This is a genomic window from bacterium, assembly GCA_020440705.1.
Classification (GTDB): Bacteria; Krumholzibacteriota; Krumholzibacteriia; order LZORAL124-64-63; family LZORAL124-64-63; genus JAGRNP01.
On record JAGRNP010000007.1, the window covers coordinates 51512 to 63430 of the forward strand.

At 72.9% G+C, this 11919-nt stretch carries 10 protein-coding genes; 4 read left to right on the top strand and 6 right to left on the bottom strand.

What is annotated here, in order from left to right; all coding sequences use genetic code 11:
- Nucleotides 1-132: 132 nt before the first annotated feature.
- Genes KDM41_02415 through KDM41_02430 form a run of 4 tightly spaced genes read right to left on the bottom strand, consistent with a single transcriptional unit; the run spans nucleotide 133 to nucleotide 5496 of the window.
- Complete coding sequence (locus tag KDM41_02415) at nucleotides 133-1260, bottom strand: carotenoid 1,2-hydratase (protein MCB1182257.1); 1128 nt, start codon at nucleotides 1258-1260, stop codon at nucleotides 133-135.
- Nucleotides 1260-3815, bottom strand: a complete 2556-nt coding sequence (locus KDM41_02420) for an ABC transporter permease (protein MCB1182258.1) — start codon at nucleotides 3813-3815, stop codon at nucleotides 1260-1262. The genes KDM41_02415 and KDM41_02420 overlap by 1 nt, the downstream gene beginning before the upstream one ends.
- Nucleotides 3812-4510, bottom strand: a complete 699-nt coding sequence (locus KDM41_02425; GenBank protein ID MCB1182259.1) for an ABC transporter ATP-binding protein — start codon at nucleotides 4508-4510, stop codon at nucleotides 3812-3814. The genes KDM41_02420 and KDM41_02425 overlap by 4 nt, the downstream gene beginning before the upstream one ends.
- Before the next feature lie 2 nt (nucleotides 4511-4512).
- Nucleotides 4513-5496, bottom strand: a complete 984-nt coding sequence (locus KDM41_02430; protein ID MCB1182260.1) for a DUF1722 domain-containing protein — start codon at nucleotides 5494-5496, stop codon at nucleotides 4513-4515.
- 176 nt (nucleotides 5497-5672) lie between these two features.
- Between KDM41_02430 and KDM41_02435 the strand changes: the two genes are divergently transcribed.
- The 4 genes from KDM41_02435 (at nucleotide 5673) to lepB (ending at nucleotide 10992) form a co-directional block, all read left to right on the top strand.
- A complete protein-coding gene (locus tag KDM41_02435) occupies nucleotides 5673-7946 on the top strand; it encodes a TonB-dependent receptor plug domain-containing protein (protein ID MCB1182261.1) in 2274 nt (757 codons plus the stop codon).
- Nucleotides 7936-8904, top strand: a complete 969-nt coding sequence (locus tag KDM41_02440; protein ID MCB1182262.1) for a DUF4249 family protein — start codon at nucleotides 7936-7938, stop codon at nucleotides 8902-8904. The genes KDM41_02435 and KDM41_02440 overlap by 11 nt, the downstream gene beginning before the upstream one ends.
- Nucleotides 8905-8969: 65 nt before the next feature.
- A complete protein-coding gene (locus KDM41_02445; GenBank protein ID MCB1182263.1) occupies nucleotides 8970-10229 on the top strand; it encodes a peptidase C1 in 1260 nt (419 codons plus the stop codon).
- Nucleotides 10230-10317: 88 nt separating this feature from the next.
- Nucleotides 10318-10992, top strand: coding sequence for a signal peptidase I (gene lepB / locus KDM41_02450; GenBank protein ID MCB1182264.1), 675 nt, complete (start codon nucleotides 10318-10320; stop codon nucleotides 10990-10992).
- Between the two features lie 67 nt (nucleotides 10993-11059).
- Here the strand turns inward: lepB and KDM41_02455 are convergent, their stop codons facing one another.
- The gene (locus KDM41_02455) at nucleotides 11060-11464 is read right to left on the bottom strand and encodes a hypothetical protein (GenBank protein ID MCB1182265.1); all 405 of its coding nucleotides are present in this window, start codon (nucleotides 11462-11464) and stop codon (nucleotides 11060-11062) included.
- 46 nt (nucleotides 11465-11510) lie between these two features.
- The coding region (locus KDM41_02460; protein ID MCB1182266.1) for a DUF2202 domain-containing protein at nucleotides 11511-11919 on the bottom strand (409 nt) is incomplete at its 5' end.

The window sequence follows — 11919 nt, forward strand, 5'->3', positions numbered from 1 at the left end:
GGATCGCGGCCACCGGCCGCACCGCCTGTGGTCGGCCGGCCGGCGCCTGATCTCGTCGGCCGGCCGCGCCAGGGGAAGAAACGCGAAAGGCCGACCCTGCCGGGTCGGCCTTTCGCATTGTGCAGGCCGTCGTCACACGGGCGGCCGGCTGCCTTCGCCGTAGCCGGTCAGCTCGACGAAGGCGCGCCCGCGCGTCTCCCCGCTGCCGGCATCGCGCACCCGCATGGCCCCTTCCCAGTAGTGGATCCCCGTCCGGGGCGACACGTTCTCCTGGTCCGGCAGCACCGCCTCGAGGCGCAGGTCGAGCCCCGCGCCGGGCACCTGCAGCCGCCAGGCGACGGGGTACTCGGCGCCGGTGTGGGGGCTGGTCCAGGTCGCGCCGCCGGTCCACCGCCAGGCGGCGGCGTCGAGCACCGTGGTCGTGCCGTCCGGGGCGACGAGGGTGCCCAGGGCGTAGTCGGTGGCGCCCGCGGCGTCCCGCAGGCGGTAGAGCATCAGGTCGCGGCCGTCGTCGAGCTGCAGGGCGAGCCAGTCCCATCCCTTCTGTCCGGTGCCGAGGGTCGAGGTGAAGATCTCCCGGTCGAGCCAGCTCGTGCCGGTCACGGCCACCGCGGCGTTGCCGCGCCGGACCGTGCCCGTCGTGGCCATGCGGGTCTGGCTGAAGTAGAGGCTGCCGGCGCCCCCGTCGCCGCTCTTGGGGCTGAAGCCGCCGTCGCCGTGGAACACCGGCCCGCGGCTCGGTGTGCAGACCAGGTCGTAGGCCAGGCCGGTGCGGTCGTCGCGCACCTGCAGGCCGAAGGAGCCGTCGCGCCAGCTCAGCTGCCAGCGCGCGTCCGTGCCTGCGGGGGCCCGGCACCAGGCCAGCACCGAATCGCCGGGCGCGCCGAAGCCGCCGAGGAACGGTGTCGGGCGCCGCAGCACTTCGCTGAATCGGTGGCCCGTCCGCGGATCGCTCACGGCGGCGTGGGCCAGGATCAGGTCGTCCGTGCGCCAGGCCGAGCCGGTGCTGTCCGGTCGGGCCGGCTGCACGCCCACGCGGAAGAACGTCAGCTGGTAGCCGAGCGGCTCGCCGCCGTCGGCCGGATCGAGATGGCCGGTGATGTACCACCATTCGGTCTTGTAGGCGGGGTGGGCGAAGAGGTCGCGGGGGAACGACCACGCGTAGCCGGGTGCGGCGGCCCGCCACGCCGGGTCGGCGGCGGGAGGCGCGGCGCCGGCGACGGCCAGCACGAGCAGGAGGGGCAGCAACAGTCGCTTCATCACAGGTCGTCCCTCGTCAGTTGGGATGGTCCGGCCAGGCCGGCCCGCAGGGCGGGCGCCACGGCGGCGGCCAGGGTGGCCAGCATCACCACCGCCGCCTGCTCGAGCAGGGCGGTCGCCGGCCAGTCGGGCCGGATCGTCCAGCCGAACCACTGGCGGTTGACCACCAGGATGAGCAGCGCCGCGAGACCGACGCCGCCGCCGAGTCCCATGACCAGGCCGAGGGCGCCCATGGCCGCGCCTTCGCCCATGAAGAGGCCGAAGATCTGGCGGCGGGTGGCGCCCAGGGTGCGCAGCAGGGCCAGTTCGCCCGTGCGCTGGCGCGACTGCACGAGCAGGGTGAGCGACACGCCGCACACGGCGGTCAGCAGGGCCAGGCTCTGCAGGGTGCGCGTGACGGCGAAGGTCTGGTCGAAGATGCCCATGACCTCGGTGCGCAGGTCGCGGTTCGAACGGAACACGAGCGGGCGTCCCCGGTGGGCGGCCTTGAGGTCGGCCACCACCGCCTCGACGTCCGCGCCCGGGGCCAGGAAGAGGGCGGCGTTGTTGGTGGGGCCGTCGCCGAAGTGGCGGACCAGGGCGTCCATGGTCAGGAAGGCCGTGCCGCCCTCGCTGGTGTAGTCGTAGGCCACGCCGGCCACCGCGAGGGCCACCGGGCCGCGGGGCCCGGCCAGGCGCAGGGTGTCGCCGGTGGCGAGTCCGGCCTTGCGGGCCAGGGGTTCGCCGATGAGCACGCGGCCGGCGTCGAGGCGGGCGGCGACCGTGTCCGCGTCGCCGGACAGCAGCGGCAGCCGCGTCGCCAGTTCGGTGCCCGGCAGGCCCGCGGTGCGGATGCCGCTGAGCCAGATGCGGTGCCGGCCGTCGGCGGTGCCCACCTGCAGGCGGCGCTGCTCCTCGACGGCGGCCACGTCTGGCCGGGCGCCGAGGGCGTCGATGAGAGGGCGATCCAGGAAGGCCTCGCTGCCCGCGCGCACCCACGACTCGGTGGTCACGTACACGTCGGCGCGGATCGTCACGTCGAGCCAGGTGGCCAGCGTCGCGCGGAAGCTGCCCACCAGCAGGGTGATGCCCACCAGCATGCTCACGGTGACGGCCAGGGCGGCCACGGCCAGGCTCGTGGTCTGCAGACGGGCCACCAGGTTGCGCAGGCTGAGCACGGGCCCCATGCCCCGGGGGCGGGCCAGGCGGCCGGCGGCGCGCACCACCGCGGGCACGAGCAGGGGCAGGGCCACCATCATCAGGGCGCCGTACACGAAGCCGCCCCAGCGCGTGGCCTCGCCGGCGCCCAGGAACCAGGCCGTGGCGGCGGCGGCGAGCAGGCCGGCGGCGAGTCCGAGGCGGCCGGCGAGGCGGCCGGTGTCCTCGTGCAGCGAGACCGGGGCCAGCAGGCGCAGCGTGTCGCGGCGCGACATCTCCCACGCGGGATAGGCGGCGCCGGCCATGGCGCCGAGCACACCGACGGCCGCGCCGAGAATGACCACGCCGGGAGGCAGGGCCAGCTTGTCGATGCCTTCGAGCACGTAGATGCTCGTCAAGGTGGCGCTGACCGTGTCCAGGTTGCGCAGGGCCACGAGGTAACCCAGGGGCACGCCGCCCAGCACCCCGAGCAGCCCCAGCGCGCCGGTCTCCAGCACGATCAGGCGGAAGGTGGCCGACGGATCGGCGCCGAGGCAGCGCAGCAGGCCGTACTCGCGGCGGCGGCGGGCGAGGGACGCCTGGACGCTGGTCAGCACCAGGAAGAGGCCCACGAAGACGCTGATCAGGCTGAGGGCCGTCAGGTTCAGGCGGAAGGCGCGCAGCAGGCCGGCGGCGTCCTGGCCGCGCTGCTCGGGTGTCAGCACGCGCACGCCGGGGCCGAGGCGTTCCTGCAGGCGCGGCGCCACGGCGAGGGCGTCGGCGCCGGCGCGCAGCTGGATGTCGATCTGGTGGATCAGGCCGGGTCGGGCGAGCAGATCCTGCGTGCCGCCGATGTCCATCACCGCGAGGCTGCGGGGGGCGAGAGGCTCGAAGCGCTGGAAATCGACGAGGGCGCCCACCACCAGCCCGGCGGTGCGGCTGCCGCTGCTCACCCGCAGGGTGTCGCCCACCGCCCAGCCGTGCCGGCGGGCCATGTCGGGCGTGACGGCGACCCACGCGGGCCGCCGCAGGATCGCCAGGGGATCGCGCCCGGCCGTCGTGTCGTCCGCGCCGGCGGAAAAGGGGAAGCGGACGGGGGCCAGGATGTCGGCGCCGACCACGTCCAGCAGCACGGCCGGGTCGTCGACCAGGGCCACGTCCACCCGGCACAGGGGCCACGCCGCCTGCACGTCCGGGTCGGCGAGCACCGGCGCGAGCAGGCTCTCGGCGAAGGCGGGCACCGTGCCCACCACCGACAGGTCGGCCTGGCCGCTGACCGCGCGCACCGAGCCGTTGAAGGCCTGCAACGCACCGCGGTTCAGGGTCTGGATGGCGACCACCGACGCCACGCCGAGGGCCACACCGAAGACCGTCAGCAGGAAGAGCGTGCGCGACTCGCGCACCTGCCGCTGCACCGAACGCCAGACGAAGCGGATCACGGCCCGGCGTTCCCGGCGCGGGCCAGACGGCCGTCGTGCAGGCGCCACACCTCGTCGGCGCCGGCCGCCAGCTCGGTGCTGTGGGTCACGTAGAGCAGGGTGCCGCCCTCGTCGCGCACCAGTTCGTGCAGCAGGGCCATGACCTCGCGGCCGCTCGCCTCGTCGAGGCTGCCGGTGGGCTCGTCGGCCAGGACCAGGCCCGGCCGACGCAGCAGGGCGCGGCACAGGGCCACCCGCTGCTGTTCGCCGCCGCTCAGGCGCGAGACCGGATCGTCGTGGCGCGCGCCGAGCCCGACCCGCTCGAGCAGGTCGCGGGCGCGGTCCTGCACGGCGCGGCCGCCCTCGCCGCCCACCCAGGCGGGCAGGGCCACGTTCTCGCCCACCGACAGGTGGGGCAGCAGGTGGAAGAACTGGAACACGAGGCCCACGTGGCGGCCGCGCACCCGGGTGCGTTCGCTCTCGCCGCAACCGGTCAGGTCGGTGCCGAAGAGGGTGATGCGGCCGGCGGTGGGCGTGGACACCCCCGCCGCCAGGTGCAGCAGCGTCGACTTGCCGCTGCCGCTGCGCCCGACCAGCGCCACCGAGCGGCCCGCGGGCAGGTCGAACGAGACGTCGCGCAGCACGGTGCGCGGCCCCGCCTCGCCGGCGGGGAACGCCATCGTCACCTCGTCGAAGCGGAGCACCGGCGCCGCCATGATCAGACGTGGTTGCGCAGCATCAGCTCGCGCGGGTGGGGGTTCAGGTAGGTCTGGCGGTTCACGTAGGGCACGTCGTGCAGTTCGATGTAGTGCTTCACCAGGGTCATCGGCACGATGAGCGGCACCAGTCCGGCGCGGTAGTCCTCGACGACGGCCAGCACCCGGTGCTGCTCGGCGTTGGACACGTGCTCGCGCAGGTAGCCCGTGATGTGCTGCAGGGTGTTGACGTGGCGCTTGACCGTGGCCATGCGCGCCAGGGCCGCCATGAACCCGGCCATGTAGGCGTCGCGGAACTCGGCGCGGTCGTGCTGCTTCACGGCGGCTACGAGCTGGCCGAGCCGCTTCAGGGCGGCCGGATCGTGGGCCATCAGCAGGTACTTCTCGGCGGCGTGGAAGTCGACCACTTGGCCACGGGTCCAGCGCCCGGCGAAGAGGGTGCGCAGCCGGTGCAGGGCGAAGACGCGCTCGATGAAGTTCTCGCGCAGGCCCGGGTCGGTCAGGCGGCCCTCCTCCTCGATGGGCACCAGCGGGTGGCGCGCGGCGAAGGCGGCGGCGAAGAGCCCGCGGCCCTGCCGGATGGGCATGCCCTGGTCCCGGTACACCTTCACGCGGAAGGCGCCGCAGCTGGGGGAGTTCTTCTTGAAGATGAAGCCGCAGAGGTCGTCGCCGGCGAGCTGCCGCGCGCGACCGGCGGCCCAGCGGTTCATGCGATCGGTCCAGTCGGCGCCCGAGCCGGGGGCGACCATGCGCGGCGCCTCCGGATCGCCGGCCAGGCGCACCGTCTCGCGCGGCGTGCCCATGCCGATCTCCGCCTCGGGGCACACGCGCACCAGGTCGAAGTGCTCGCCGAGGGTGCCGACCACGTAGCGGTCGCGGGCGTGGCCGCCGTCGTAGCGGACCTCGTCGCCCAGCAGGCAGGCGCTCACGCCGACCCGGATCTCCGGGCGCGGCGACGACGGACGGGGGGTGTCGGACGGGCTCATGGCCGCTCCTCGCGGGCGATTTCCGGGGGTGGTGTCGGGTGGTGGGACCCTCGTGCCCCGGCCCGCACGGGCGGGCCGGGAAAAGCAGCGGGGATCCCCCATAAGGTCGGGTTGCCGACCGGATTCCGCTACCGTAAATTGTCGGTCCACCCCCCCTGAAAACACGAAGGAAGCGGATGCGAGCGCGACGCGACACGGCGGCCCGTCTGGGCCTCATCCTGGGACTGCTCCTGGCGGCGGGCGGGACGGCAATGGCCGCCGGGCTGGCCGGCCGGGTGACCGACGCCGAGACGGGCCTGCCCCTGGCCGGGGTCGAGGTGACCCTCTCCGGCGCGACGCCGCGGCCCGCCGGAGTGCCGGACCTGCGGCGCACCGACTCCGCGGGCCGCTTCGCCTGGCCGGACCTGCCCCCGGCCGCCTGGACCTTCGCCGCGGCCACGCCCGGCTACGAGACCGTGACCCTGGCGGTCGACCTGCCGCCGGAGGGCCTGGCCGACCTCGTCATCGCCCTGCCCCTGCAGGCCTTCGAGCTCGAGGGCCTCGTGGTCGTCGGCGGCACCGCCGACATCGAGGGCGACCTGCAGACCGGCTACGTGAACCTCGACCGGCAGACCCTGTCCGAGGTGCCCGGCATCATCGAGGACGACCCGGTGCGCGCCCTGCAGTTCCTGCCCGGCGTGCAGTCCGCGTCCGACATCTCGAGCGGCCTGTACATCCGCGGCGGCGGGCCCGACCAGACGCTCATCCTCATGGACGGCGTCACGGTGTACAACCCGACCCACGCCTTCGGCTTCTTCTCGACCTTCAACAACGACGCCGTGGCGGACGTGAGCCTGTACAAGGGGGCCTACCCGGCGGAGTACGGCGGCCGCCTCGGCGCCGTCGTCGACGTGGACATGGTCGAGGACACCAGCCCCGAAACGTCCGGCCGGGTGGGGCTGAGCCTGATCTCCGGCCGCCTCTTCCTGCAGGGCCGGGCGGGGCCCGACCAGTGGTACCTGGCCGGCCGGCGCAGCTTCCTCGAGCCGCTCCTGAAGGCCATCGACACGCCCGAGGATCCGATCCCCTCGTGGTATTTCTACGACGCCAACGCCGGCTACACGACCACCCGCGGCGGCGGCGTCACCCACCTGGGCTTCTACCACGGCCGCGACCAGGTCGACGTGCAGGCCGACGTCGACACGGGCATCGACCTGGGCTGGGGCAACACCGTGGCCCTGCTGCGGCACGAGCGCTTCCTGACCGACGACCTCGAGGGCCGGGTCACCCTCTCGCACAGCCGCTACGGCAGCGACACCGACGCCGAGATCCTGGCCACGACCTTCCGCATCGACAACCGCGTCGAGGACACGACCCTGGCCGCCAGGCTCGATTGGCGCGCCAGCGACGCCCACCGCCTGGTCGGCGGCCTCGGCCATTCGTGGTACGACTTCCGCTACCGGCAGGTCTTCGCCGAGGAGACGGGCATCGACTACCGCTCGCGCCCGGGCGAGCTGGCCGCCTTCGCCGAGGATCGCTGGTTCGTCGACGACCGCAGCACCGTCCGCACCGGCCTGCGCTACCGCCGCCTCAGCGACGGCGATCGGCAGCTGTGGGAGCCCCGCTTCTCGGCCAGCCGGCAGGTGCGCGACGACCTGCGCCTGAAGCTCGGCGGCGGTCTCTACCACCAGCAGCTGCAGCTCGTCTCCACCGAAGGCTTCTCGTCGGGCGACTTCTACGTGCCCATCGACGAGACGGCCGCACCGGGCCGCAGCCTCCAGGTGGTGCTGGGCGCCGACTGGGACGCCGACCCGCGCACCCGCGTGAGCCTCGAGGCCTACAACACCGACCTCGACGAGCTCGTGGTGCTCGACAACAACGTGCCGGTCGACCAGAACAGCTTCGCCGCCGACGACCTCTTCGTCACCGGCGGCAAGGGCTACGCCCGGGGCGTCGAGCTCTTCGTGCGGCACGCGCGCGAGAACTGGACCGGCTGGGTGGGCTACACCCTGGGCTGGACCGAACGCAACTTCGCCGAGATCAACGGGGGGGCCGACTTCGTGCCCAAGTACGACCGCCGCCACGACCTGAACCTGCTGCTCACGCGGCAGACCGGGTCCTGGAAGATCAGCGCCGCGTTCCGCTACGCCACGGGGCAGGCCTTCACGCCGGCCGCGGCCCGCTACCAGATCCAGGACCCCGCCACCGGCGAGGTGGAGGACACGGGCCAGATCCTCTCCGGCGCCCGCAACAGCGGTCGCCTGCTGCCCTATCACCGGCTCGACCTCAGCGCGCGGCGGCCCATCCGGCTCTTCGGCCTCGACGGCGAGTTCGTGGCCCAGGTCTTCAACGTGTACAACCGGCGCAACGAGTGGTTCGTCCAGTACGACACCGAGAACGACGTGACCGAGGCCACCGTCGTCAAGATGCTGCCGCTGATTCCCAGCGTGGGGGTGAACCTTGATTTCTAGACTGCTGCACACCGTGGTTCTGCTGGCCGCGGCGGTCGCCGGGCTGGCCGGCTGCGACGCCGAGCGCGACGAGGCGACCCTGTTCGCGCCCGAGTCGGTGGGGGTGCTCGTCGTCGACGGGACGCTCATCGTGGGCGAGGGGCTGCCGGTGATCCGGCTGTCCCGGACGCAGGCGCCGGACGCGGTCTACGACCCCGCCGTGGCGGCGGTGCGCGACGCGACCATGGAGGTCGCGCGGCTCTTCGCGGACGGCTCCGTGGCCCGGACCTTCACCTACGCCTTCTTCGAGAACGAGCGGGCCTGGTACGGCACCGGCGACCCGGAGCTCGTGCTGCCCCGCACCACCTACACCGTCACGGTGACCACGCCGCAGGGCGAGACCCTCACCGCCCGCACCACGACGCCCGACCGCTTCACCATCGACCGCTGGGTCCTGCTCGACGCCACGGGCACCGTCGAGCGGCGGCAGCTGCAGGACATCGATGACCTCGGCGAGGCCGTCTACGACCATCCGGACAACCAGCTCGACTACGCCGACGGCCTGCTCGACGCCTACTTCACCGCCGCGGCCGCCGACGTGGGCGCCTTCGGCTTCCAGGTCGGCATCTTCAGCCTCGACCCCGACGCGGGCTTCGTCATCGATCCGCCCTTCTTCGAGCCCGAGGACTTCGAGGACCTGCCCCGCACCGGTTCGTCGCCCATCTTCGAGGGCACCGAGGGCTTCGTGCGCCTGCCCTGGTTCGCCGTCTACTACGACGGCCGCCACCTGGTGAAGACGTACGCCGTCGATCGCAACTGGTACGACCTCGTGCGCACCACGCCCGAGGGCGGCGGCCTCTTCGGCGGCAACCTGGGCGAGGGCCAGGACCCGCCCACCTTCCACGTGACGGGCGGCATCGGGCTGTTCGGTTCGGCGTCGGTGGACGAGAACGGATTCCGCATCAACCCGGTGGAGTGATCGGCGGCGGTGGGGTAGAATGGCGGCCGTCCCCGAACCGTCCTGGCCCCAACCGGAGAGTTCCCATGCGCCCGATCGTGCTGCTCACCCTGCTCGCGAGCCTGCTCGTCGCGTCCCTCGCCCCGGCCGCCGACCCCGTCTACCGGGAAAAGAACAAGTATCCCGTCCTCGACGAGATGAAGGCCGCCCGCGAGGCGCGCCACGCCGCGCGGGACTCGGTGCGCGCCGAGGTCGACGCGATCTACCGGGCGGACGCCGAGGCCCGCGACGAGGCCCGGCAGGCGCTGCGGGTCGACTGGTCGGGCATCGAGGCGCCCGAGAGCCCGGCCGAGTTCACGCAGGTGTGGCACACGCCGCCGGTGCCGCAGTACTACACGGGCACCTGCTGGGCCTTCTGTTCGACCAGCTTCCTCGAGAGCGAGAGCAAGCGCATCGCGGGCAACGAGATCAAGCTGTCGGAGATGTGGGTCGTCTACTGGGAGTACGTGGAGAAGGCGCGCAGCTTCCTGCGCGAGTTCGGGCACACGCCGGTGGCCCAGGGCGGCCAGGACGTGGGCACCCTCGAGATCTGCCGCCAATACGGGATCGTGCCCCGCGACGCCTATCCCGGCGTGCTCACCGCCGACGGCCGCTACGACCACACCGACCTCGAGCGCGAACTGAGCGGCTACCTGGACTGGGTCCTGGCGAGCGGCACCTGGGACGAGGAGCGGAACCTGGCCTACGTGCGGTCGATCCTGGACAAGCACATGGGCCCGCCGCCCGGCACCGTGGCCTGGGAGGGACGCCAGTACACCCCGCGCGAGTTCCTCGTCGACGTGCTGCAGCTCGACCTGGACGCCTACCGCGGCGTCGTCTCGCGCCTGGACCGGCCCTTCAACGAGTCGGTGCTGCTGGACGTGGAGGACAATTGGCGCCGCGTCGACACCTACCTGAACCTGCCCCTGGACACGTTCTATGCGGTGATCAAGCGGTCGTTGGCCGAGGGCTACTCCGTCTCCATCGGCGGCGACAACTCCGAGCCCGGCATGGACGGCCTGCACGACAAGGCCATCGTGCCCGAATGGGACATTCCCGCGGCGGCCATCGACCAGGGCGCCCGCGAGTTCCGCATCGTCAACGGCACCACCACCGACGACCACGGCGTGCACCTGGTGGGCACGGCCGAAGTGGGCGGCCGCGAGTGGTTCCTGGTCAAGGATTCCAACCGCAGCAGCCGCCTCGGCGAGCACAAGGGCTACTACTTCTGGGACGGCGACTACATCCGCCTGAAGATGCTCAGCTACACCGTGCACCGGGACATGCTCGAGGGGTACGTGAAGTAGGGCGGGAACATTCGGGGGCCCGCGCGGGTAGGAGGCCCGTCCGCGTCCCGCACTCCGGAGGTGAACCGTGCAGAAACTCGCGAACGTGATGGCCTGGCTGCGGCGCCAGGGATTGATCGGCATGGCCGTGGTGGTCTTCCTGGCCCTCGGCTTCCGCTCCGCCATCGCCGACTGGAACGACGTCCCCACCGGCAGCATGAAGCCGACGATCCTCATCGGCGACCGCATCTTCGTCAACAAGGTGGCCTACGACCTCACGGTGCCCTTCACCTCGTGGCGCGTGGCCACCTGGGGCGCGCCGGCGCGGGGTGACATCGTGACCTGCTGGTCGCCGGCCGACGGGGCGCGGCTCGTCAAGCGCGTGGTGGGGGTGCCGGGCGACGTCATCGCCATGCAGGGCGGCCGACTCTCGGTGAACGGCGAGCCCCTGGCCTATGAACCCCTCGATGATCCGGCCCTGCCGGCGAGCCTCGGCGCCGAGGGCGCCGGCAAGACCTTCTTCCGCGAGCACCTGCCCGGGCATCCCCACGTCGTGGCCTACGACACGGCCCGGGCCAACGCCCGCGACTTCGGTCCGGTGACCGTGCCCGTCGGCCGCTACTTCATGATGGGCGACAACCGCGACCACAGCGCCGACTCCCGCTACTTCGGCTTCGTGGCGCGCGAGGACGTGCTGGGCCGCGTGCAGGGGCTGGTCTGGTCCCTCGACCTGGAGAACCACTGGCGTCCGCGCTGGTCGCGCTTCGGCGACCGGCTCATCTGAGCGGCGGCCCCCCGGCGATGCGACGAGCGAGACCCGGCCCTGCGGCCGGGTCTTTCGCTGCGTCCGATCAGTCCGGATCGCCCGGCAGCAGCACGACGTCGACGGGGATCCCCGACAGGGCGCAGGCCTGGACGAGGGCCTGGTGGTAGGGGGCGACCTGCCGCAGGCGGAACGGGTCGGCGGTGTGGTACTCCACGTGCGTGGCCCGGTCGCGGGACAGGGCGGCCGCGATCTCCGCGGCCATGGCGGGCACCTCGTCCTCGCGCAGCAGGTGGTCGTACCAGGGCAGCGGCGTCTCGGGGGCCAGCAGCCCGTACCGCCCCGAGACGATGCGGAAGGCCCACGCCGAGCCGCGGCGGCGGGCCTCCCGGTGCAGCTCGGCGATGCGCGGGCTGAGGTAGCGGCGGATGGCCGGCAGCGGTCGGCTGCCGGGCCGCTTCCGGCCGGCGCAGTAGGTGCAGAGGATCTTCATGGACCTCCGGAGGCGCCGTTCCGTGCGGTGCCGGTTTCGGGACGGCTCAGCCTGCGCCGCAGCCGTTGCCGCAGCCCTGGCCGCGGCCGCCGCGCCCGCGGCCATCCCGCCCGTGACCCTTGCCCCGTCCGGCGTTCGCCGGACCGCGCTCCCAGTCGCTGGACACGATCGCCTCGTAGGCGGCCGCCTCGAGATGCTGCGGCGTGTAGGTCGCTCCCTGGGCGACGAGGCGGGTGCTGAACGCCCGCAGATGGTTGCGCGAGCCCTTGGCCAGATTGGCGTAGACCTGCCGGATGTCGGCGTTGTCCAGGTCGCCGGCCAGGGCCCGCTCCAGGTCGCTGAGATCGAGTTCCTCGACCAGTGCGCCGACGGCGAGCGCTTCGGTGAGCGAGGCGCGGCCGCGGGCCACGAGCTCGTCGTGCAGCTCCTGCAGGGTGCGGTCGGTTTTTTTTTTT

Coding starts and splice junctions, on each gene's coding strand:
- KDM41_02415 (MCB1182257.1), bottom strand. CDS start 1,260: ATGAAGCGACTGTTGCTGCCCCTCCTGCTCGTGCTGGCCGTCGCCGGC.
- KDM41_02425 (MCB1182259.1), bottom strand. CDS start 4,510: ATGGCGGCGCCGGTGCTCCGCTTCGACGAGGTGACGATGGCGTTCCCC.
- KDM41_02430 (MCB1182260.1), bottom strand. CDS start 5,496: ATGAGCCCGTCCGACACCCCCCGTCCGTCGTCGCCGCGCCCGGAGATC.
- KDM41_02435 (MCB1182261.1), top strand. CDS start 5,673: ATGCGAGCGCGACGCGACACGGCGGCCCGTCTGGGCCTCATCCTGGGA.
- KDM41_02445 (MCB1182263.1), top strand. CDS start 8,970: ATGCGCCCGATCGTGCTGCTCACCCTGCTCGCGAGCCTGCTCGTCGCG.
- lepB (MCB1182264.1), top strand. CDS start 10,318: ATGGCCTGGCTGCGGCGCCAGGGATTGATCGGCATGGCCGTGGTGGTC.
- KDM41_02455 (MCB1182265.1), bottom strand. CDS start 11,464: ATGAAGATCCTCTGCACCTACTGCGCCGGCCGGAAGCGGCCCGGCAGC.